We start from the raw sequence: 21,183 nt of genomic DNA, 5'->3' as shown, positions 1-21,183 counted from the left end.
ATTGAACCGCTCAAACAGCCAGTTCACCCATTTGGAAGCTCGAAATCTGTAAATTCCGTTTAAAATCAATGACCGGCAAGGGGTCTGACCCCTTGCCGGTTTGGCCAATCCGTTTCAATGTCAGTCAATCACCTGAAAACACGCTGAATTCTTGTAAATCAGCGGTGGATCAGAGTTTCACGATCGGGGCAGAGCGATTTTCCGAGACACAAAGTCGTGTTGAACAAGGATATGCGCCTGAACCGAAATCCGAAAAACTCAATGATATCGATGACCGGCAAGGGTTTGGCGTTTCGCTGCCGGTCGTTGCCTTCCTGCCACCCCTTTCTGTCTGCGTTTCTGACGTCCTGACCTGCGCCCGTGTTGGGCGCCGAACAGGAGAAATCAGATGACAGAAACCATGACGTCCCCCGGACCCAGTAAACTGCGCGTGCTGAGCGGCTGGATAAGCCGTCTCGACCTCGCGCTGGAACTTGATGTAACCGTGGAGACCCTGCATCGCTGGGAAAAGCTGCGGTTTGGACCGCCTTGTGTCCGGGCCGGCCGGAAAATCTATTATCGCCGCGACGCTGTGCAGGAGTGGCTCTTACAGCAGGAAGCATCGCCCTCTCATGCGCGGAGGGCACGCCGATGAGCCTTCCCCTTCCCTTCCGTGCGCAACGCCGGCGCGGTGCGCGCGATGACAGCCGCCAGGACTGGGTCGACGAGCGCCTGCGCGAGGCCCGCATCGTGGTGGCCGATGTGGTGCACCATTCCGACCACATGGTCAGGCTGGCCTGCAATGTGCTGGTCCAGCATGGCCAGACGCCCGAGGAGCGCGAGGATGCCCGCATCCTGCTCGTCGTTCTGGGGGGCAAAGCCCATGGCCGCGGGCGCCCCGCCTGGGCTGATCCGGAGGACCGGCGATGAAGACACGCGGAACACCGGAGGCGGACCTGCAGCGCGCTATGGTCAGCGCCTTGCGGGTCGTCCTGCCCAAAGGGGCGATCGTGCATCACAGCGCAAACGAGGTCGCGCAGGCCGGGCCTCGGGGCGCCAAGCGCCAGGCCATCCTGACCGGCATGGGGGTGCACCCCGGCTTTGCCGATCTGGTGGTGCTTTGTGATGGCCGTGTGCTGTTTCTGGAGCTCAAATCCCGCAAGGGGCAGCTCAGCCCGGCGCAGCAGGCGTTTCGCGACGCGGTGCAGGCGCAGGGGTTTGGCTGGGCGCTGGTGCGCTCCTTGGATGACGCGCTGGGCGCTCTGGCGGATCACGGGCTCACCACACGGGTGGTTGGCGCTGTCGGCAGCCCGGCGCTGGGCGTCTCCGGGTCTCGAGCTTGTTCCGGGAGGGCGTCGTCATGAGCCACGCCGCCACCAATTGGGCGATCCAGCAACGCGGGCTGAAGCCCACAACAAAGATTGTCCTCTGGCATCTTTGCGATCGCTACAATCCCGACTTCGGGTGTTTCCCGACGCAGGAGCGCCTGGCTCTGGATTGCGAGATCGGCCGCGCCACGCTGAACCGGCATCTCGACGATCTGGAGGCCCGTGGTCTCATCCGCCGGGTGCCGATCATCGACACCAAAACCGGCCAGCAGCGCCCGACCCGGTATCTGCTCGGCTTCGAGCTCACTGGCCTGACCAAGGGCGCGCCGGATCCTGATGGCGGGGCGGAAACCCCATCACATCCACCTGCAGCGCCGCTAGACGCCCCGTGTCTCGATTTGGGACACGGGGGTACAGGCGACACCGCCATGCAGGGCATGGGCGCGCAGCCCCCCAGCCCAGCTCCGCCGTGTCTCGAACCGGGACACGGGCCCGTGTCTCATTTTGGCGCAAACCCGTGTCTCAAAAATGGCGATTCCCGTGTCTCAAAATGGGACACTAACCCTGTAAGGGAACCTTTAAGTAAACCAGTAAAGGAGGAGGAGGGCGCGCAGGCGCGCGCGAGCCTCGACGAAGATTTTTTTGGAGCGCTGCTCACGGCGCTGGGCTTCGATCCCAGCGGCGCCCTGCCCGGCTGGTGGCAAGGCTGGCCGCCCCGGGAACACGTCCGGCGGTGGCAAATCGATCTTGGTCTGACCGAGGCGGAGATCGTTGCGGCGGCCTCGGCCTCTCGGGACACCCACCCTGCCCCGCCGGATGGGCCCAAGGCGCTGGATCGCGTCATGCAGCGTGCAGCCCGGCGCAAGGCGGAAGCTGCAGGCGCGCCGTGTCGCGTCTCGGCGAAGGCCACCGCCGCGTGCACGGCGAGCCCGCCCAGCGCCGATCCACCCGCCTTCTACGCCGATTGGGTCAACTCAAACCGCTACCTGCCCTCCAACGCCATCACCAACGCCATGCGCGATCAGATGCTGAACCGCGGCCTCGTCACCGCCCAGCGCCTGCGCGAAAGGAACATCCAGTGAAACACGATCAAAGCCTGCACGGATGCTCCGGCGCAGGCGCCCGCGCCAAGCGCAGATTATCCGTCCAGCAGGCCCTTGAATGGGCCTTCGGGGTCGAGAAAGCCCAGCTCGAGCTGCCCGAGCCTGAAACCGACGGTGGGGAACCCCAGAGCTTTGGATTGCAATACGTCCTGGCGCAGCGCGCCGTCCTTGGCACAGCTGTCGATGGTGGCCGCTACAAGTTGGGCAGCTACACCCATCCCGACGCCGAGGTCATTGCCGCGATTGTTGCCGGGCTCCCCGACAGCCTCGGCGGCAAGCGCATGGCCATCCGCGTGGCAGAGCTCGCGCGGGCGGGGATGACGCCAGACTGGATGCCGGGAGCCGTGCCACGCTGTGTGCCCGTGGCTATGAAACGAAACCGACATGGGGATCGCGCAGTCAGCGAGGTGGTCGGTACCGAGCGCGCGTTGGTCGATGGCAAATGGCGTAGCGTCGAAGTGCGCGCATGCCCCGTTCGATTTTCACCAGACCGGCGCCAAATCGATAGCGCACGGCAATCCTACGAAGATTGGTGGCAGGCGCTGGATTGGGTTCGCGATGGGTTAAGTACGGTTGGATTACTGCGGGACGTGAAACTGTCGGAAACAATGCCATCGTTGCAGCCGTGGACCCGCAGAGGACCGGGGTTACATCGATGAGCTCTTGCCGCGGATGACGAAAGCGGTGCTCACCGCTGTAGCGCTGTCACTGACCTCGGATGCGCCTGTCCGAATTGTCCGAACCCATGATTTATTCCGCCGGGATCAGTGACGCTCGGAAGCTAAAGGTGGTGGACAGGGTGCGTTTGCCGACATGACCACAAGCACACGGAACATCGAAGCAATTGATGAGCGAGCTGTTCTCGGCGGACTCCCGAGACTCGGCTCAAGGGACTTGTATGCGTGTCCGAGGCATGCAACCATAAATGCTTAGAAAGCCAATATAAAAAATCTTATCTTGTAGCAAAATCGCTTGGGCAAAAGCTCGCCCTTGGAGGTCACAGTGCCGACGGTTCTCAGCGCGGGGGATATCGCTTTTGTCGGATTCAATTTCGGCAATCCAGATGAATTTGCGTTTGTTACCCTAGTTGATATCGATGCCGGCACGGAAGTCATATTTACCGACAACGGCTGGTTCGCGACTGGCGGGTTCCGCGAAACCGAGGGCTCTTTCACATGGACGGCGCCAGCGTTCATTGCGGCTGGGACCGTGATCAATCCGGCTGTGTCGAGTGTGGCACTCGCGACCAGTGGTGACCAGATCATTGCGTATCAGGGTGACCGCAACGCGCCAATCTTCGTCGCGGCCATCAACTCCGAGGGTTCAGACGGTCTAGGCATCTGGCAGACGGACGCGCTAAATTCCAACGCATCAGCTCTTCCAACGGGCCTAGTCGATGGCATGACGGCCATTGCGCTAAGCGAAATAGACAACGCCATTTACTCTGGCACGACGTCGGGCACCCGGGCAGCGCTGCTTGCCGCGATAAACAATCCGGCAAATTGGAGCGGCAGCAACACGGATCGCCAAATCATGCCGACCGAGGCCTTCACCGTGACAGAAGAAGGCACGGAGCCGTCGAACCCCATCCTGATCAACGAAGTGCTGGCATCGCATATAGGCGCCGACGATACCGAGTTTATCGAGATCAGCGGAACGGCAGGAGCCTCGCTGGAGGGTTTGAGCCTGATAGTCGTCGAAAGTGACGCCGGCATATCGAACGGCGAGATCGATCGACGGATAGACTTCACGTCGTCAGATGTGATCAGAGAAAACGGCATTTTCCTGATCGGAAATCCTAATGGTCTCGCCCAAAACTACGGCGTCCTTCCTGATTTCATAATCGGGGACAATTTCCTTGAAAACAGCAGCCTGACTATCGCCTTGGTCGAGACGGCAAGCCTCGCGGGAAGCGGAGTGACCGGTGCGGAAGTCGTGATCGATACCGTTGCGATCACCGATGGCGGAGCTGGCGACAGTTTCTTCTTCAATGCGCCTGTGATCGGGCCGGACGGTTCCTTCTTCCCCGCCGGAGTACGTCGGGCCACGGACTTCGTCGATACCGACGCCGCAAGCGACTGGGAAATCTCCGACTTCAACTTGGGTTCCGCAAACACGCCCACATCGTCAACTTTGACAGAGTTGCCCGAGCCCTCGGCTGTCAGGATCCATGAGGTTCAGGGACGGGGCGCCTCCAGCCCGCTCGAAGGGAAAACGGTCACGATCCAGGCTATAGTTGTCGGCGATTATCAGGACGGCGGCGCAGGTACTGACGGCGATCTCAACGGCTTCTTCGTGCAAGAGGAAGATGCCGACAAGGATACAGATGTCCTTACTTCGGAGGGTCTGTTCATCTTTGATGGCGACTCGCCTACCGTCAACGTGGCCAAGGGAGACCTTGTCACAATAACGGGGCGCGTTATCGAATTCCACGGCCTTACTCAACTCACCGAGGTGGCCGTCACGGTGGATAGTTCCGGCAATGCACTTCCTACGGCAAGCAGCATCAGTCTGCCAGGTGACAGCGCGAACCTCGAAGCGCTCGAAGGGACGCTTGTCGAGATCGAGAATACCCTAACGATCACCGAGTATTTCAACTACGACCGCTTTGGCGAGATCCGGCTCTTTGCCGGTGACACTGTGACAGCAGGCCTAGATTTCGAAGTCGGCTTCAACGGTCGACCCTACCAATATACTCAGTTGAACGCGCCAAGCATCGAAGGATATGCGGCGTTTCAGGCCGAACTTGAGACCCGAGCGATCCTTCTGGACGACGGTCGAATTAACCAGAATCCGACCGAATTGCACTTGCCTGACGGCAGCGCATTCTCATCCGATAACAGCTTTCGCGGCGGCGATCAGGTAACTGGGCTGGGTGGCGTTCTCAGCTACACCTTCGGGGAATACCGCATTCAGCCGGTTGAAGATTTGTTCGACACAGTTGTGATCAGCACCAACCCCCGTCGGGCCGCGCCAGAAGATGTGGGTGGGTCGTTGTCGGTTGCCTCCTTCAACGTGCTTAACTTCTTCACGACCATAGATAGCGATCCCGATGCAAGGTCCGGCCCGAACAGGTTGGAGCCGCGCGGTGCCGACAGTGTCGAGGAATTCGAACGCCAACTCGAAAAGCTGACAACAGCCATAGCAGCGCTCGACGCCGATATCCTCGGGCTTATCGAGTTGGAGAACGAGTTCTCGTTCGATCAGAACGGTGACGGTCGCTTCGCAATCCAAGTTCTGGTCGACAGTCTTAACAGCGCCACCGGTCGTGTTTATGCACCAGTCGATCCCGGCCGCGGCTTTGTCGACACCGGCGATGCAATCTCGAATGGCTTCATTTACGACACGCAAACCGTCGAGGTGACCTATGGCACCTCGATCGCAATCCTCGACGATAGTATCTTGCCCGAGCTTGGCTTGGATGATCTTGGGCCACTTTTCGACGGCATCAACACCAACCGTGCGTCTCTCGCCGCTACCTTTACCGAACTGAGCACGGGCGGCACGTTCACCGTGGCCGTCAATCACTTCAAATCGAAGGGTGGCACCGGCGAAGCGGACGATGCCGATATCGGCGACGGCCAAGGCGCGTTCAACGGCATTCGGACCGGTGCTGCTAGGGCACTCGCGGAGTGGCTCGAGACTGATCCGACAGGTTCCGGTGACGAGGATTTCATGATCATCGGAGATCTGAATTCGTACGCCATGGAAGACCCGATCACTGTTTTGAAAGAAGCTGGTTATATCGACGTGTTCGATCTGTTCAGCGATGGAACGCAATATTCGTTCCTGTTCGATGGAACGATCGGCACGCTCGATTATGGGCTTGTGAATGGCAGTCTGGCGGAACAGCTCACCGGCGCCACAAAATGGCCTGTCAACGCCGATGAGCCGGATATTCTAGACTACAATCTCGATTTCGAGAGATTGCCAGCATTATTCGATGGCAGCTCTCCATTCCGCAATTCTGACCATGACCCGCTGTTGATCGGGCTTGATCTCGATCCGGGTGACGCAAAGCACCAGGGCGATTTTCTGGACACCGACCTCGGCGGCACGGGCAACAGCGAAATGCACCCCGAAACCAGCAATCCGACGGATGCTGCCGATAGCTTCATAGGAACAGAATCATCCGAGGTGATTTCGACCAAAGGCGGAAATGATTTTATCACGGCAAGCGAAGGCAATGACACCATTGATGGCGGAAGCGGCATAGATAGAGTTTCCTATGATGGAAACCAAAACAACTACACGGTGATACTGACATATTCAGGCGTTCAAGTCCACGACCGTCGGACCGATGGCAATGGCACCGACACATTGACGAATACGGAATTTCTGCTGTTCGACGACGGTCCCTATAAGGAATTCAACCTCGCTCAGTTCGGTAGAGCTTCATCTCTCAGTGAGGTCGAATTAAGAGAGTTCATTGAGCTCTATATCGCCTATTACAATCGTGCACCGGATGCGATTGGCCTCAACTTTTGGGGTACAGCTTACGCCAACGGGACCAGTAAGGAAGAAATGGCCACGCTGTTCGCCGGACAATCTGAAACGCTCAGAACCTATCCAGAGGGCACATCAAGCACAGAATTTGCAACAACTGTGTACAAGAATGTACTCGGGAGAACTCCAGATCAGGCCGGATTTGATTTTTGGGTCAATAGCCTTAACTCCGGGTCCGTTAGCCGAGACCGATTCATTTTGGAAGTTCTTGGCGGAGTCGCAGGCGATTCATCTGATAGAAACTATTTGGACAACAAGGTCAATGTTGGGGCTTATTTTGCCGTGCACAAAGGCCTTTCTGATACATCAGAAGCAGCGATAGCGATGGCATTATACGATGGAAGTGACCTAAGCCTCCAAACAGCAAAGCAAACTATCGACAACTTCCACGCAAACGCTTTAGACCCAGTGACCGGTGATTTTTTGCTGCCATTGCTTGGCTTGTTAGGTAATTCGTTTGAGTAGGTATATCGTTCAGGAAGATAAAAACGACGTCGACACGCCGCTTCACCGCCTTGTTCAGACGCTCGGTCGGGTCTTTGCGATACAGCTTGGTTCTATGCGGAAGTGCAACGACATTTTGTGCGTTCAGCATAGGCCTAATCGTACCTCTTTTCCACCCGCATCCCTGCGGCCTTAAGCATCCGACATCTGCGCAAGCGCAAGTGACACCTGATCTGCAAAGCGAGACGTGGCGACGGACAAGACCCGCCCTCGCATCTGACCCAAGAGAAGGTTACCCGGTGGCATGTCCCGATCCGAGATCGGTCGGAACACCATGCCGGTATCCTGTTCCGCCGACAGACCGATGGGGATTTGGAATCCGACCGCGCGTTCATGCATCACGTAGTAGCGGATCAACTCGAAGGATTCCGTCTCCACCACCGGCGTCACAGTCCGGCCAACCCGTTTGCCCGCCATGTCGAGCAGCCCGCGCACGCCGTATTTGTGCGCAGGTGCGATATGCGGATGGTCAAGACAGTCGCGCAGCCGCAGCTCGGCCCGATCCGCAAGCGGATGATCCCGCGTGAACAGTGCGCAAACCGGCTGCGGGATGGCGTGCAGCACCTCGAAATCCACCAGAACGCGGGGCTCGAACACCAGCGCCAGATCGCTGCGGAAACTGACCAGCTCCGCCTCGGCCTGTTCGCGGTCGCGCACGTTGACGGCAAAGGTCACGCCCTGATGCGCATTGCGATAGGCCGCGATCTGCTGCGGCAGGAAAAACGGCAGGAGCGCCTGCGAACAGGCGATGGTGACATGACCGCGGCGCACCCCCGAAAGGTCGGCGACCTGGCTTTTCACCCGCGCCAGGTCCGAGCGTTGCGCGCGGTAGTGCTGCAGCACCAACTCTCCGGCCGGGTTCAGGCGCACGCCGCGCGGCAGCCGTTCAAAAATTTGCGAGCCGAATTCGCGTTCGAACCGGGCCAGGCGTCGGTTCAGGGCCGAGGCGGTGATGTTGGAATCCTCTGCCGCCTTGCGGATCGAACCGGCACGCGCAATCGCCTCGATCAGGCGGAATGTGTCCAGGTGCTGCATCATGACGCTTTCCAAGTGGTGCATTGAATGCACCGGATTGGTGAAATCATAGCATTTTTCGAACTGGCTACAACATGCCATGCTGCACAGCAGAAATCTGACCGATGCCAAGGGGGCTGCAAGCGATGCAAACCAATCGACGAAATTTTCTGAAACTGACCGCCGCCGCGGGCGGTGCCGCCATGACGCCCTTTGCATGGGCCACACGCGCGGATGCGCAAGGGCTCGAGACGATGGTCGTGGCCTCGGGCCAGACGATCAACAGTCTGGACTTGCACCGCACCGGTACCAACCGCGCCAGCTATCAGGTCGCGATCAACTGCTATGACCGGCTGGTCGGCTTCGGGTCGCGCCAGTTGCCGACCGGCGAGATGTCGTATGACTATGACACCATCGTGCCGGAACTGGCCGAAAGCTGGACCATCTCCGACGATGGCCTTGTCTTTACCTTCACGCTCAAGCCCGACGCCACCTTCACCGATGGCAGCCCGGTGACGGCGGCGGATGTGAAATGGTCCTTCGACCGCGCCGTTTCGGTCGGCGGGTTCCCGTCCACGCAGATGCGCGCCGGTGGGTTCTTCCGACCCGACCAGTTCGAGGCTGTGGACGACCAGACCTTCGTGCTGCGGCTGGACTACCCGTCCAAGCTGTCGCTGCCGAATTTGGCCGTGCCTGTGCCCTTCATCATCAACTCAAAGGTGGCCATCGCCAATGCGACGGAGGCCGATCCCTGGGCCATGGAATACCTGCACACCACCACTGCCGGATCGGGTGCCTATACGGTGACGCGGTGGGATCAGGGCCAGCAGATCGTCTATGACCGCAACGACGGCTGGGTCGGTGGACCGGTGCCCGAGATCCGGCGTGTCATCATGCGCGAGGTGCCGAACAACTCGACCCGCCGCGCGCTGATCGAACGCGGCGACGTGCAGGTGTCCTTCGACATCCCCGACCGCGACGCTTCGGAACTGGTGGGCACCGTCGATGTTTTCTCGACCCCGATCGAGAACTGCATCCACTGCGCCTGCCTGAACACGAAATTCGAGCCGTTCCAGGACCCCGAGGTGCGCAAGGCCATCGCACATGCGATCCCCTACGAGGCGATCTTTCAATCCGCCGCCTACGGGCGCGGCGCGCCGATGTGGGGCGGCCCGACCGAGATCACCGATACCGCCTGGCCCCGCCCGTTCCCCTACGCCACCGACATGGACAAGGCGCGCGAACATCTCGAGGCGTCCAGCTTTGCGAGCGGCTTCCCGGTGCAGATGTCGATCAGCCTCGACCTGGCAAGCTGGATGGAACCGACAGCCCTGTTGATTCAGGAAAGCCTTGGTCAGCTTGGCATTACCACCACCGTCGAACGCATCCCCGGTGCTAACTGGCGCACCGTGGCGCTGGTCGACAAGTCGCTCGATTTCCACTTGGAGAACTTCGGTGGATGGCTGAACACGCCCGATTACTACTTCTTCTGGGCCTATCAGAAGGACCGGCTGTTCAATTCGTCGAACTACGACAATCCCGAGGTTCACGCCCTTACCGAACAGACGCTGCACATGTCGATGGATGACCCGGAATGGGCGCCGCTGGTCAAGAAGATGTTCCAGATCGTGATCGACGACCTGCCGCGCATCCCTCTCTATCAGCCGGCGCTGAACGTCGCGGTCAATGGCGCGTCAGGCTACGAGTTCTGGTTTCACCGCCAGCTCGACCCGCGCCGCATGACGGGGGTCTGAGCCATGGCCGGGCGGACGCGCGCGATCGGGATGCGGCTGGCACAGACCGTGCCGGTGATCATCGGTGTGATCGTGATCAGCTTTATCCTGACCCGCGCCCTGCCCGGCGATCCGGCGGTCTATTTCGCGGGTGCCATGGCGGATGCCGAGTCCATCCAGCAGGTGCGCGAGGCACTTGGCCTCGACAAGCCGCTGGTGACGCAGTTCTTCCTCTATGTCGGAGATCTGGCGCAGGGCGATCTGGGCCGATCCATCAGCACGGGGCAACCGGTGCTGACCGATCTGGCCGCGCGCCTGCCTGCCTCGCTGGAGCTGACGCTGTCGGCGTTGGTGCTTTCGTGTCTTATCGCCATTCCGCTGGGCGTTCTGGCGGCTGTGCGGCAGGGGTCTTGGGTCGATCACCTGTGCCGCGTGCTGGTCACGGCGGGCGTGTCCCTGCCCACGTTCTTCACCGGCATCCTTCTGGTCTATGTCTTCTACTACTTGCTGGGCTGGGCGCCCTCGCCGCTGGGTCGGCTGGATTTCATCTATTTCGAGCCTCCGCGCGTGACCGGCTTCTACCTCGTCGACAGCCTGATCGCGGGTGATCTTCAGACCTTCGCCGCCACATTGCGCCAACTCACCCTGCCGACGATAACGCTTGCCCTTTTCACGCTGGCTCCCATCGCGCGGATGACCCGAGCGGCGATGCTTCAAGCGCTGTCGTCGGACTACATCCGCACCGCCCGTGCGGCCGGCCTGTCGCGGGGCAAGATCCTGTTCGGCTACGGGTTGCGCAACGCGCTGCTGCCTGTCGTCACCACGCTGGGCATGGTGTTTTCCTTCGTTCTGGGCGCCAACGTACTGGTGGAAAAGGTCTTTGCCTGGCCCGGCATCGGATCCTACGCGGTCGAGGCGCTGGTCGCCTCGGATTATGCCGCCGTGCAGGGCTTCGTGCTGGCCATGGCGTTTCTCTTCGTCACGCTCAACCTCATCATCGACCTCAGCTACGCGCTGATCGATCCTCGCATCGGGTTCGACACCAAATGACGCAGGCTACCGATATACCGGGCCGAAAGCCCGATGGCGCGTGGGCACATCTGCTGCATGTGCTGCGCGAAAACCCGGTGACAATGCTGTCCTTCGGCATGTTCGCGTTCTTCCTGCTGCAGGCCTTTTTCGGTGCGCTGATCGTGCCACATGATCCGCTGGCCACCAATGCCGCGAACGCGCTGCAACCGCCCAACTGGAGCCATTGGTTCGGTACCGACAGCCTCGGGCGGGACGTGTTCAGCCGCGTGGTGGTGGCGACGCGGCTGGACCTCACCATTTCGGTGCTGGCGGTGGCGATTTCCTTTGTCATCGGGTCCGTGCTCGGAGCCATCGCAGGCTATTGGGGCGGCTGGATCGACGCGGTGTTGAACAGGGTGCTTGATACGATCATGGCATTCCCGCTCTTCGTGCTGGCCATGGGGATCGTCGCGGCCCTGGGCAACACGGTCGAGAACATCATCTACGCCACCGCACTGATCAACATCCCCTTCTACGCCCGCCTTGTCCGGGCCGAGGTGAACATCCGGCGCGAGGCGGGCTTTGCGCTGGCCGCGCGTCTGTCGGGCAACAGCCACTTCCGCACGCTGGCCTTTCACATCTTCCCCAACGCCTTGCCGCCGATGATGGTGCAGGTCTCGCTCAACATGGGATGGGCGATCCTGAACGCCGCCGGTCTGTCCTTCATCGGGCTCGGCGTGCGTCCGCCGACACCGGAATGGGGCATCATGGTCGCCGAGGGGGCCAATTACATCATCTCGGGTCATTGGTGGGTCGCGTTGTTCCCGGGGCTCTGGCTGATGCTGGCGGTCTTCACCTTCAACCTGATGGGCGACGGTCTGCGCGACATCGTCGATCCGCGCCGGAGGACCTGAGCCATGCTGAACATCCGGGATTTCGCGGTCTCCTTCCGCACAAGGCGTGGCGAGGTGCAGGCGGTGCGTGGCATCTCTCTGGACCTCTCAGAGGGCGAGACGCTCGGCATCGTCGGCGAAAGCGGGTCCGGCAAATCCGTCACCTCCTACGCGCTGATGCGCATTCTTGACGCAGGTGGTCGGATCAAGGCGGGCAGCGCCATCTTCGACGGGCGTGACCTGGCGCAGGCGGCCGAGCGCGACATGCAGGCCATTCGCGGTCGCGAGATCAGCATGATCTTTCAGAACCCGCGCGCAGCCCTCAACCCGATCCGCAAGGTCGGGCATCAGCTTGAAGACGTGCTGCGCCGCCACGGGCGCGCCACCCGCACCGATGCCCGTACCAAGGCCATCGAGGCGCTGGAGGCGGTGCGCATCCGCGACGCCGAGGCCCGCTACGACGCCTATCCGTTCGAATTGTCCGGCGGCATGTGCCAGCGGGTCGTCTTTGCCATTGCGCTGGCCTGCGGGCCGCGCCTGCTGATCGCGGACGAGCCCACGACCGGCCTCGACATCACCACCCAGAAGGCCGTGATGGATTTGGTGCGCGACCTGACCCGCGCACGCGGCATGTCGTCGATCCTGATCACCCACGATCTTGGCCTGGCCGCTGAGTATTGCGATAGGCTGGCCGTGATGAAGGACGGGCAGATCGTCGAAACCGGCCCCGCCGCCGCGCTGTTCGCAGACCCACAACACCCCTATACGCACAAACTGGTCGATGCCACACCGCGCGCGGGCGCAGGGTTGCGCGACCTGCTGCCGCTTGAGGCGCGCACACCGCTGGCCGATCATGTGCCGGGCGACCGCGCGCTGGTTCAGGTGCGCGACCTGGTCAAGACCTATCCGGCCAAATCCGGGCCGGTCCACGCGGTCAAGGGAATTTCCTTCATCATCCGCGAGGGTCAAAGCGTTGGTCTCGTGGGCGAGTCGGGCTGTGGCAAGTCCACGACATCGTCGATGCTGGTGCGGCTGCTCGACCGCACGTCGGGCGATATCCTATTCGAGGGATTGGACATTGCCGACATTTCCGCCGACCGCTTCGTGCGTGACAAGCGGCGCAGTCAGATCCAGATGGTGTTCCAGGATGCCACCGACAGCCTGAATCCCCGCCATTCCGCCCGCCAGACCATCGCCGACCCGATCCTGCGGATGAGCGATCTGCGCGGGACAGCCCTGCAGACGCGGATCGAGGAACTGGCGACGCTCTGCGGCCTGCCCCTGCCCTTGCTGGACCGTTTTCCGCATCAGCTCTCGGGCGGGCAAAAGGCGCGGGTCGGCATCGCGCGGGCCATCGCGCTTGATCCCAAGTTCCTGATCCTGGACGAGCCGACTGCGGCGCTCGACGTGTCGATCCAGGCGGTGGTGCTGAACCTGCTGGCGGACCTGCGCGCCCGTCTTGGCATGACCTACCTCTTCGTCAGCCACGACCTGAACGTGGTGCGCCTGCTCTGTGACCACGTCATCGTCATGCAGGGCGGCGAAATTGTCGAACAGGGGCCTGCAGCGCAGGTCATGGACACGCCCAGCCATCCCTATACCCGCACCCTGCTGGCCGCAGCACCGAAACCCCCGACCACGAATACGACCACCCAAGCTGCGAAATCAGCAGCCGAATAAGAGAACATGCCCATGACCACGCCTCTTTCAGACCTGCCCTTCACCCTTGCCGCCCTGCGCGATGCCTATGCCTCGGGCGTGACACCCGCAGAGGTCATGACAGAGGTTCTTGCCCGACTGGAGGCTGTCCGCGATCCAGCGATCTTCATTCACCTTGCCAGTGCCGAAGACCTCGCAGCCGAGGCCGCCGCCTTGGGAGCCTTCGACCCCGACCGTCCGCTGTGGGGCATACCCTTTGCCGTCAAGGACAATATCGACGTGGCAGGAATGCCCACGACAGCCGCCTGTCCGGATTATGCCTATGCCGCTGACAGCGACGCCTTTGTCGTGGCCCGCCTGCGCGCGGCGGGCGCCATTCCCGTCGGCAAGACCAACCTTGACCAGTTCGCCACCGGCCTTGTCGGCGTGCGCTCGCCCTACGGAGTGCCGCGCAACGCGCTGGATGCGGACATCGTGCCGGGTGGGTCGTCTTCTGGTTCGGCCGTCGTGGTGGCGCATGGGATCGTGCCTTTTGCTCTGGGGACCGACACCGCAGGATCGGGCCGCGTGCCCGCCGCGCTGAACGGGATCGTCGGGCTGAAGCCCAGCCTTGGCACGCTCTCGACCAGTGGTGTCGTGCCCGCCTGCCGGACGCTCGACACGATCTCGATCTTCGCGCTGACCGTCACGGATGCGCATGACGTGTTCCGTGCCGCCGCCGCGTTCGATCCGGCAGACGCCTATTCCCGTCCTTTGCCAGCGGCGCCGATGCCCGCCCCGTCCCCCGCACCGCGCATCACGGCGCCGGATGCCGCCAGCCTGATCTTCTTCGGCGATGACGTGCAGGCCGCGGATTTCGAAGCGACGCTGACGACGCTGGCCGAAGGCGGCGCACGGATCCACCGGGTCGATTTCAAGCCGTTCTATGACGTCGCGCAAATGCTTTATGACGGCGCATGGATCGCCGAGCGCTATGCCGCGATCGAAGGCATGATGCGCGATCGGCCAGATGCCGTCCATCCCGTCACCCGGGCAATCATCGCCAAGGCCGAGGGCCAGAGTGCGGTCGACGCGTTCAACGGGTTCTACCGGCTGGCGGACCTGCGCCGCGCCTGCGCCCCGATCCTCGACGCGGCCGACATGCTGTGCGTGCCGACGATCCCGCGTTTCGCCACCTGCGCCGAGCTTGAGGCCGACCCGGTTACGCCCAATTCCAACCTCGGAACATATACAAACTTCGTGAACCTGCTGGACCTCTGCGCATTGGCCGTGCCGACCGGACCCCGCAGCGACGGTCGCCCCGGAGGGATAACACTTATCGCAGCAGCAGGTGGGGATGGAGTGATTGCAGCGGAAGGAAAGCGCCTGATGGAGGCCCGCCGGCCCTTGCTTGGGGCGACGGGGAGTCGCACGCCCGATATACCGAACAGGGAGCTTGCGGATTTGTCCGAGAGCGAGATGAGCCTTGCCGTCTGCGGCGCCCATATGTCGGGTTTGCCTCTCAACATAGAATTAACGTCGCGTGGCGCGCGCTTCCTTAGGGCTACCAGGACAGCTCCTTGCTACTCCCTTTATGCCCTGCCAGGTGGGCCCCCCGCTCGACCTGGCCTGTTCCGTTGCGACGATGAACAGGGCACATCCATCGCACTGGAGGTCTGGGCCATACCGAAAGAGGCGTTTGGCGACTTTATCAATCGGATTCCCGCGCCGCTCGTTATCGGCACCGTCGAGATTGAGGATGGCTCACAAGTGAAAGGCTTCCTTTGCGAAGCATTCGGTAAGCGTCAGGCTGAAGACATCAGCGGCTTTGGCGACTGGCGACAGTTTCTGGAACGGGAAAAATTGTGATGACCTGACTTTGTTTCGTGGAGACTTCAGCAAAGAATGCAGCTGCATCTTCAAGTCTCCTTGAAATAACTAAAGTAAATGTCGTTGCCGTTTTTACACTCCGGCAGTTCGCATCCCCGGCCACATGATCGAATGGCCGCTCAGGCCGGATAACGCGGCAAGGAAGCTGCATATTCGGTTGCTGTCTTTCTGCCTTTGTCGTCCGCACAGTTTTCCAGTGACTTCACGCAAATCAACATCTTCAAGAAAAGTGACTCCGATTCACATTTACGATTGACATTTCTAGCCCCCTTGACGTACCCCTTAATCATCGAAGAGTTGCGCCCGGATGAAAGTTCGCCCGGGCGCTTTTTCTTTGAACATATGGACGCGCTGGGCCCTACGTCAGCTCGCCCGTAAACGCGCCGCGATGTTCTTCACCAACTTCCTCGTGAGGCGAACCCATGCCGCAATCTCGTCGGTTGTCGCTGCTTGAGGCAGTGACCAACGTCGTCGTTGGCTACGCGCTGGCCGTGCTGACACAGAGGATCTTGTTCCCGTGGTTCGGGTTAACCGTGAGCCTGCAGGACAACCTTGCCATCGGCGCAGCCTTTGTCGGCGTCTCATTGATCCGCAGCTATGCGCTGCGCCGTGTGTTTGAACGCTGGCGATAATCTGTACCGTCAGGCAGACGGCAACCTGTACACGGTCCCCCTACCCGGTTCTTTCTGCGAGGTGATGGGGAGACCAAGGCGTTTCTTCAGCGCGGACGAAATCACCGCGCGCGCCGTGTGCGGAGTTATTGTCAAATCTGGTGCCCAAGCGATCATCATGCGGCGGTTAGCTGCTGGTTTATTGGCTTGATGCCGTTGACGAAATCGACGCCCTGGATGACGTCGGCGAGATGAACGAAGCCGCGCAGCTTGCGCCAGCTTTGCTCAGCGCATTGTCCGAGTTTGAACATCATGTGAAGCATGCCGTCCCGGCTGAGACAGCCTTTGGTGCGCTTGGTCCGGTGCCGGATCGTGGCGAACGCGCTTTCGATCGGGTTTGACGTCCGGATGCTCTGCCAATGCTGGGCTGGGAAGTCGTAGAATGTCAGCAGTTCATCCCGATCCTTGATCAGGCATTCGGTCGCCTTCGGATATTTCGCCTCGAAGGTTTCGATGAACAGATCGAACGCAGCATGGGCATCCTCGCGGGTCTCGGCCTGCCAGATGTCGTGAAGCATCTTCTTAGCCTTGGGCTGGGTGCGCTTGGGGAGGTAATTGAGCACATTGCCCGTTTTATGCATCCAGCAGCGCTGTTGGCGCGTGGTTGGAAGAACCTCTTCCAATGCCGCCCAGAACCCCATGGCCCCGTCACCGGTGGCCAGCTTCGGAGCAGCGAGCCCACGGGCTTTGAGGCCGAGAAGCACCTCGCGCCAGCTTTGCGTGCTTTCCCGGACGCCATCTTCAATGGCCAGAAAGTGCTTCTCGCCACGGGCGTTGACCCCGATCACAACGAGCACGCAGAGCCGATCATCAGTGTCACGGAGCCCGCTGTAGATGCCGTCCGCCCAGATATAGACCCACTCGTCACGGCTCAGATCGGCCTTGCGCCAATCATTGTATTCCGCCGCCCACTGGCCTTTCAAACGTGAAATTGTCTTGGCAGAGAAACCGGTTGCCTCCGGGCCCAAGAGCATCTTCAGAGCCGCGCCCATTTCGCCTGTCGAGATACCCTTGAGATAGAGCCAGGGCAGCGCGGCTTCGATAGTTTTGGCCTTTCGGACGTAGGGCGGCACAAGCGCCGAGCGGAATGTCACGGGCTTGCCGTCCTTCGCCCGTACCTTCGGCACTTTCACCGTGACCGGTCCGATCCCGGTCTGCACCGCGCGCTCTGGATGATATCCGCTGCGAACAACCGCAGCACGGCCTTCTGCTGTCCGGCGTTCAGCAAACGCGGCGAGAAAGGCGTCTCTCTCAGCTTCAACAGCGGCCTGAAGCAATTCCCGGGCTCCTTTTCGCAGAAGGTCTGTCAGCGGGTCCGTGATGGCGTCTCGACCCGCAAAATCGATGATGGTAGCGTCGTCCATGATGGTGGTGCTCCTTTGGATGGTGGCTTGTGTCGCAACAACAAACCAACCAGATGCACCGCCGTCATTCAAACCGCCCAGACACCAGATTCAGCCATAACTCCCGTGTGCGGCAACCACGCCGTGGCCGCCACGATCTCTTTTATGGACGCGCCGTCGGGGCGTTGCAGCATCTCGATCACCTGAGCCTGCTTCGTGCCGGCGCGCTGGGCGGGAGTGTCAGACGCGCTGGGCGCGACCTTCTGCGTGCGGGCTTTTCGAACGGCTGCGGTAACTTGCGCCACAAGGGGCTCAATGCCGATGGCTTCAAGTCCGGACGCGGTGGCCACCAGCGTGGTGCCGTGACCATCGCCGGTTTCGCGCCAGAGCGGCTCGCCCTTGCGCAGGTCTGCATCGACCTCCTCAAGCCAACCGCGATCGGTCATCATCGTGACGACCTTCCTGGCGGCAGCGCCGTGCAGACCCTCGGGCAGCGGCATGGCCAGATTGCCCGGGCGTGTCGCCGCGCGGCTGAGGATCAGGTTTTGGGTATCGGTGAGTTTCAGCATCGTGTCCTCTGGTGGTCAGGGACAACGCGTCGCGCGCTGCCTTCTACCAGATGGAGCCCGCAGTTTGGCGGGCCGGGCGCGATGCAGCATGACTGGTGTCGCTCTGACACCGATGACAATCAACTCGATAAAGGTGGCCCATGAACGTGATCTTGCGCGATCTCGACCAGACCCGTGTACATTTCGAAGCGGCGATCCACCGGGTTGGCGAACAGGCAGCCACGCGCGCCTTTAACCGCGCGCTCAACTCCGAAGGCAACAAGGTCCGCACGCAGGTGCACCGTGCCCTGCGCAAACAGACCGGCGCAAAAGCCGCGCTGATCAACCGCGAGACACGCACGATCCGGTCAACCTTTGCACACCTGACCTACACGATCGAGGCACGTGGTGATTACCTCGGTCTGTCGCATTTCAGCCCACGGCAGTTCGGCTACGGCGTCCGTGCCAAGCCCTGGGGCCGCTGGCAACGGTTCGAGAGCGCGTTCCTCCTCGGCTCCCTCGGCAACAACGCCTTTGTCCGTGAGGGCAAGGCCAGGTTCCCGATCAAGAAGATGTTCGGCCCATCCATCCCGAAGGAGTTGGTACAGGACGCCACGCGCGCCGCCTTCGAGGCCGCGCAGCCAGACGTGCTGGCAGAGGCCACACGACAGCTCCAACACCTGCTCGAAGATCAGGCACGATAGGATCGAACGCCAGCCCAATGACGCACAAACACGCCCGTATCGTTGCCGCTCTGAACGCGAGCGGCCGCACCGCAGCCCGACTCGGCGCGATGTCGGCCAGCCGCGGCCTCCAGCCCCCCACCCCTTGGGTCCCTTCCGGGGGTTTGATCTCATGCGGGGCCGCCGCCTCGCGGGATTTTCGTGTTTTTTATTTTTTGAAAAATCCATTTCGCTTCGTTTCAGAGGGGGTCCGATGCAAGGATTTCAATGGCTTAGGTCTCAAATTGCCGAAATGCCCCCCGCTGGTTTCGCCAATTGAAACCGCGATCTTGTTCGGTTCAGAGGGCGTCTGACCGAATGTTTTCAATGACTTAGGCGTCGAATTAGCGAACAGTCGGCGCTGCAAAACAGCGTGTTTTTTGCATCGAATACCCGCTTGATCAGTCGCAGGGCTGGCGCAGCACCACCCCAGATTGATTAATCTAACTCCGGCCCCGTTTCGGTTCGCCGGCCCAGTTTTCGCACCCAAAGAGCAGGTCCAAGATGACAGCTGATGTAGAACACACCGCCCGGGCCTGGCCCGCGGCGCAGGTCGAGATGTGGCAGGTCGCCGATCTTGTGCCCTATGCCCGGAATGCCCGGCAGCACCCGGCGGACCAGATCGACCAGATTGCGGCGTCCATGCAGCGGTTCGGGTTCACCATCCCGATGCTTGTGGCGGAGGATGGCACGATCATCGCGGGCCACGGACGGCTGATGGCGGCGGCACAGCTGGGCCTGGCTGAAGTGCCGGTGATGGTGGCCCGTGGCTGGACGGAGGAAGACCGGCGGCTCTACACGCTGGCGGACAACCGGTTGGCCGAGATCGCCGAGTGGGACCCGGAGATGCTCCGTCTGGAGATCGAGGACCTGCGGTCGGAGTTCGGGATCGAAGATTTCGGAATGATCGGCTTCAGCGCGGACGACCTGGCGGAGATGCTGCCTGACGCCCTGTTGGAGACCACAGGCGGCTTGACCGATCCGGACGATGTGCCGGACCTGCCTGAAACCCCGGTGACACGGCCGGGTGACGTGTGGATCCTCGGCGTGCACCGGCTGCTCTGCGGCGACAGCACCGTGGCGACCGATGTCGAAAAGGTGCTGGGAGGCGTCAAACCTCTGCTCATGTGCACCGATCCGCCCTACGGGGTGGCGTATGATCCCGGTTGGCGGAACCAGGCGGGTGCTGCCAAGACCAAGCGGACGGGCAAGGTGCTGAATGACGACCGGGCCGATTGGCGCGAGGCCTGGGCGCTCTTTCCCGGCGATGTGGCCTATGTCTGGCACGGCGCCTTGCACTCTGCGACCGTGGCCGAGAGCCTTGAGGCCTGCGGGTTTGCGATCCGCTCCCAGATCATCTGGGCCAAGGAGCGGCTTGTTCTGAGCCGCGGCGATTACCACTGGCAGCACGAGCCATGCTGGTACGCTGTCCGCACCTCCGGCAAGGGCCATTGGGCGGGGGATCGCAAGCAGACCACCCTGTGGCACATCTCCAGCAAGGATCAGGATGCCAGCACCATCCATGGCACCCAGAAGCCAGTGGCCTGCATGCGTCGGCCGATCGAGAACAACTCGAGCCCGGGTCAGGCCGTCTACGAGCCCTTCATGGGATCAGGCACCACGCTGATTGCCGCGGAGATGACCGGACGGGTCTGTTTGGGCATCGAATTGAACCCGGCCTATGTCGATGTCGCAGTTACACGCTGGCAGGACTTCACGGGAGAGGTTGCCGTGCTGGAAAGCACTGGACAGGCCTTTGGGGCGCGCTCTGACGCGCAGGCCAGCACCAATGAAAAAACCGACAGCGAAGCCGATGGCAACCCCGGGTAAGATCATGACAAGGATGCCGGCGAGAAAGCCATCTTCTGACCCCGATTATTGTGGATAACAGCAGCGAAACGATCAATTCTGTGTGCCGAAACAGCCTTTGACGGCATCCCCTCCTCCGCGTCTGCCCGGCCCCTCCGGGCTTGCGGCAGTAGCAGCTGCGCGATCTGCGCGGCGCGACGCAACAGCGAGGAGACACCCATGCTTGGCATCACTGGCACACAGGTCAGCCTGCACATCATTCAATTCCCGTCTGGTCGCTTTGGCTATGTCGGGTCCGTGCCCACAGACATCTGCGAACAGGTCCCCGCAGATCGCGCTGCCATCCTGGGGCAGAGGGCATTCCGCGACCCTCAAACCAACGACCCCATGATGTGGAAAGCCCCCAGCTTCGAGACAGTGGAGGCGGCCATCACCCATGCGAAAGGCCGCGGCCACAGCCCGATTTGGAAAGACGAAGCGCAGTAAGACAC

At 61.3% G+C, this 21,183-nt stretch carries 20 protein-coding genes; 16 read left to right on the top strand and 4 right to left on the bottom strand.

Going from position 1 to position 21,183, the window contains the following annotated elements; all coding sequences use genetic code 11:
• The first annotated feature begins 92 nt into the window (after positions 1–92).
• The 7 genes from ACK3EW_RS22265 to ACK3EW_RS22235 all read left to right on the top strand — a co-directional run bounded on the left by ACK3EW_RS22265 (position 93) and on the right by ACK3EW_RS22235 (position 7,381).
• Positions 93–392 carry a hypothetical protein gene (locus tag ACK3EW_RS22265; RefSeq protein ID WP_493807916.1) on the top strand — a complete coding sequence of 100 codons (300 nt, stop codon included), beginning with the start codon at positions 93–95 and terminating at the stop codon, positions 390–392.
• Positions 389–634, top strand: a complete 246-nt coding sequence (locus tag ACK3EW_RS22260; protein ID WP_188483857.1) for a helix-turn-helix domain-containing protein — start codon at positions 389–391, stop codon at positions 632–634. The genes ACK3EW_RS22265 and ACK3EW_RS22260 overlap by 4 nt, the downstream gene beginning before the upstream one ends.
• Positions 631–909, top strand: coding sequence for a hypothetical protein (locus ACK3EW_RS22255; RefSeq protein WP_493807915.1), 279 nt, complete (start codon positions 631–633; stop codon positions 907–909). Before ACK3EW_RS22260 ends, ACK3EW_RS22255 begins: the two co-directional genes overlap by 4 nt.
• Positions 906–1,343, top strand: coding sequence for a VRR-NUC domain-containing protein (locus ACK3EW_RS22250; protein WP_493807914.1), 438 nt, complete (start codon positions 906–908; stop codon positions 1,341–1,343). Before ACK3EW_RS22255 ends, ACK3EW_RS22250 begins: the two co-directional genes overlap by 4 nt.
• Positions 1,340–2,389, top strand: coding sequence for a helix-turn-helix domain-containing protein (locus ACK3EW_RS22245; RefSeq protein ID WP_493807913.1), 1,050 nt, complete (start codon positions 1,340–1,342; stop codon positions 2,387–2,389). The genes ACK3EW_RS22250 and ACK3EW_RS22245 overlap by 4 nt, the downstream gene beginning before the upstream one ends.
• On the top strand, positions 2,386–3,069 hold the full coding sequence (locus tag ACK3EW_RS22240; protein WP_493807912.1) for a hypothetical protein: 684 nt from the start codon (positions 2,386–2,388) through the stop codon (positions 3,067–3,069). Before ACK3EW_RS22245 ends, ACK3EW_RS22240 begins: the two co-directional genes overlap by 4 nt.
• A 343-nt stretch (positions 3,070–3,412) precedes the next feature.
• Complete coding sequence (locus ACK3EW_RS22235) at positions 3,413–7,381, top strand: ExeM/NucH family extracellular endonuclease (RefSeq protein ID WP_493807911.1); 3,969 nt, start codon at positions 3,413–3,415, stop codon at positions 7,379–7,381.
• 171 nt (positions 7,382–7,552) lie between these two features.
• Here the strand turns inward: ACK3EW_RS22235 and ACK3EW_RS22230 are convergent, their stop codons facing one another.
• The gene (locus tag ACK3EW_RS22230; RefSeq protein ID WP_493807910.1) at positions 7,553–8,458 is read right to left on the bottom strand and encodes a LysR family transcriptional regulator; all 906 of its coding nucleotides are present in this window, start codon (positions 8,456–8,458) and stop codon (positions 7,553–7,555) included.
• 122 nt (positions 8,459–8,580) lie between these two features.
• Here ACK3EW_RS22230 and ACK3EW_RS22225 point away from each other — a divergent pair, with 122 nt between their 5' ends.
• The 6 genes from ACK3EW_RS22225 (at position 8,581) to ACK3EW_RS22200 (ending at position 16,231) form a co-directional block, all read left to right on the top strand.
• A complete protein-coding gene (locus tag ACK3EW_RS22225; protein WP_493807909.1) occupies positions 8,581–10,188 on the top strand; it encodes an ABC transporter substrate-binding protein in 1,608 nt (535 codons plus the stop codon).
• 3 nt (positions 10,189–10,191) lie between these two features.
• Positions 10,192–11,217 carry an ABC transporter permease gene (locus ACK3EW_RS22220; RefSeq protein ID WP_493807908.1) on the top strand — a complete coding sequence of 342 codons (1,026 nt, stop codon included), beginning with the start codon at positions 10,192–10,194 and terminating at the stop codon, positions 11,215–11,217.
• Complete coding sequence (locus ACK3EW_RS22215; RefSeq protein ID WP_493807907.1) at positions 11,214–12,092, top strand: ABC transporter permease; 879 nt, start codon at positions 11,214–11,216, stop codon at positions 12,090–12,092. The genes ACK3EW_RS22220 and ACK3EW_RS22215 overlap by 4 nt, the downstream gene beginning before the upstream one ends.
• A 3-nt stretch (positions 12,093–12,095) precedes the next feature.
• Entirely contained in the window at positions 12,096–13,751 is a 1,656-nt protein-coding gene (locus ACK3EW_RS22210) for a dipeptide ABC transporter ATP-binding protein (RefSeq protein WP_493807906.1), read from the top strand.
• A gap of 12 nt (positions 13,752–13,763) precedes the next feature.
• On the top strand, positions 13,764–15,578 hold the full coding sequence (gene atzF / locus ACK3EW_RS22205) for an allophanate hydrolase (protein ID WP_493807905.1): 1,815 nt from the start codon (positions 13,764–13,766) through the stop codon (positions 15,576–15,578).
• A 443-nt stretch (positions 15,579–16,021) separates the two neighbouring features.
• Positions 16,022–16,231 carry a DUF7220 family protein gene (locus tag ACK3EW_RS22200; protein ID WP_493807904.1) on the top strand — a complete coding sequence of 70 codons (210 nt, stop codon included), beginning with the start codon at positions 16,022–16,024 and terminating at the stop codon, positions 16,229–16,231.
• A 9-nt stretch (positions 16,232–16,240) separates the two neighbouring features.
• Here the strand turns inward: ACK3EW_RS22200 and ACK3EW_RS22195 are convergent, their stop codons facing one another.
• The 3 genes from ACK3EW_RS22195 to ACK3EW_RS22185 form a co-directional block, all read right to left on the bottom strand.
• Positions 16,241–16,387: a DUF3489 domain-containing protein gene (locus tag ACK3EW_RS22195; RefSeq protein WP_493809778.1), complete on the bottom strand. Its 147-nt coding sequence runs from the start codon at positions 16,385–16,387 to the stop codon at positions 16,241–16,243.
• Positions 16,387–17,634, bottom strand: a complete 1,248-nt coding sequence (locus ACK3EW_RS22190) for an IS256 family transposase (RefSeq protein ID WP_493807118.1) — start codon at positions 17,632–17,634, stop codon at positions 16,387–16,389. Before ACK3EW_RS22190 ends, ACK3EW_RS22195 begins: the two co-directional genes overlap by 1 nt.
• A 68-nt stretch (positions 17,635–17,702) precedes the next feature.
• The gene (locus ACK3EW_RS22185; protein ID WP_493807903.1) at positions 17,703–18,182 is read right to left on the bottom strand and encodes a DUF3489 domain-containing protein; all 480 of its coding nucleotides are present in this window, start codon (positions 18,180–18,182) and stop codon (positions 17,703–17,705) included.
• A 140-nt stretch (positions 18,183–18,322) separates the two neighbouring features.
• Here ACK3EW_RS22185 and ACK3EW_RS22180 point away from each other — a divergent pair, with 140 nt between their 5' ends.
• From ACK3EW_RS22180 to ACK3EW_RS22170, 3 genes are all read left to right on the top strand, one after another.
• Positions 18,323–18,865, top strand: a complete 543-nt coding sequence (locus tag ACK3EW_RS22180) for a hypothetical protein (protein ID WP_493807902.1) — start codon at positions 18,323–18,325, stop codon at positions 18,863–18,865.
• Positions 18,866–19,387: 522 nt separating this feature from the next.
• Positions 19,388–20,713: a site-specific DNA-methyltransferase gene (locus ACK3EW_RS22175; protein ID WP_493807901.1), complete on the top strand. Its 1,326-nt coding sequence runs from the start codon at positions 19,388–19,390 to the stop codon at positions 20,711–20,713.
• A gap of 198 nt (positions 20,714–20,911) precedes the next feature.
• Positions 20,912–21,178 carry a hypothetical protein gene (locus tag ACK3EW_RS22170; protein ID WP_493807900.1) on the top strand — a complete coding sequence of 89 codons (267 nt, stop codon included), beginning with the start codon at positions 20,912–20,914 and terminating at the stop codon, positions 21,176–21,178.
• The last annotated feature ends 5 nt before the right edge of the window (positions 21,179–21,183 follow it).

The sequence above is a fragment of the Marivita sp. NO-S04 genome, from assembly GCF_059070475.1.
Note: the sequence above shows the minus strand (reverse complement) of the source record. Positions and strands in the feature narration are given on the sequence as shown.

What these genes read in the sequence shown, in the direction of transcription:
- ACK3EW_RS22260 (WP_188483857.1), top strand. Translation starts at nt 389, where the DNA reads ATGACAGAAACCATGACGTCCCCCGGACCCAGTAAACTGCGCGTGCTG.
- atzF (WP_493807905.1), top strand. Translation starts at nt 13,764, where the DNA reads ATGACCACGCCTCTTTCAGACCTGCCCTTCACCCTTGCCGCCCTGCGC.
- ACK3EW_RS22250 (WP_493807914.1), top strand. Translation starts at nt 906, where the DNA reads ATGAAGACACGCGGAACACCGGAGGCGGACCTGCAGCGCGCTATGGTC.
- ACK3EW_RS22200 (WP_493807904.1), top strand. Translation starts at nt 16,022, where the DNA reads ATGCCGCAATCTCGTCGGTTGTCGCTGCTTGAGGCAGTGACCAACGTC.
- ACK3EW_RS22210 (WP_493807906.1), top strand. Translation starts at nt 12,096, where the DNA reads ATGCTGAACATCCGGGATTTCGCGGTCTCCTTCCGCACAAGGCGTGGC.
- ACK3EW_RS22195 (WP_493809778.1), bottom strand. Translation starts at nt 16,387, where the DNA reads ATGATCGCTTGGGCACCAGATTTGACAATAACTCCGCACACGGCGCGC.
- ACK3EW_RS22185 (WP_493807903.1), bottom strand. Translation starts at nt 18,182, where the DNA reads ATGCTGAAACTCACCGATACCCAAAACCTGATCCTCAGCCGCGCGGCG.
- ACK3EW_RS22255 (WP_493807915.1), top strand. Translation starts at nt 631, where the DNA reads ATGAGCCTTCCCCTTCCCTTCCGTGCGCAACGCCGGCGCGGTGCGCGC.
- ACK3EW_RS22175 (WP_493807901.1), top strand. Translation starts at nt 19,388, where the DNA reads ATGACAGCTGATGTAGAACACACCGCCCGGGCCTGGCCCGCGGCGCAG.
- ACK3EW_RS22190 (WP_493807118.1), bottom strand. Translation starts at nt 17,634, where the DNA reads ATGGACGACGCTACCATCATCGATTTTGCGGGTCGAGACGCCATCACG.
- ACK3EW_RS22230 (WP_493807910.1), bottom strand. Translation starts at nt 8,458, where the DNA reads ATGATGCAGCACCTGGACACATTCCGCCTGATCGAGGCGATTGCGCGT.
- ACK3EW_RS22245 (WP_493807913.1), top strand. Translation starts at nt 1,340, where the DNA reads ATGAGCCACGCCGCCACCAATTGGGCGATCCAGCAACGCGGGCTGAAG.
- ACK3EW_RS22170 (WP_493807900.1), top strand. Translation starts at nt 20,912, where the DNA reads ATGCTTGGCATCACTGGCACACAGGTCAGCCTGCACATCATTCAATTC.
- ACK3EW_RS22225 (WP_493807909.1), top strand. Translation starts at nt 8,581, where the DNA reads ATGCAAACCAATCGACGAAATTTTCTGAAACTGACCGCCGCCGCGGGC.
- ACK3EW_RS22215 (WP_493807907.1), top strand. Translation starts at nt 11,214, where the DNA reads ATGACGCAGGCTACCGATATACCGGGCCGAAAGCCCGATGGCGCGTGG.
- ACK3EW_RS22220 (WP_493807908.1), top strand. Translation starts at nt 10,192, where the DNA reads ATGGCCGGGCGGACGCGCGCGATCGGGATGCGGCTGGCACAGACCGTG.
- ACK3EW_RS22180 (WP_493807902.1), top strand. Translation starts at nt 18,323, where the DNA reads ATGAACGTGATCTTGCGCGATCTCGACCAGACCCGTGTACATTTCGAA.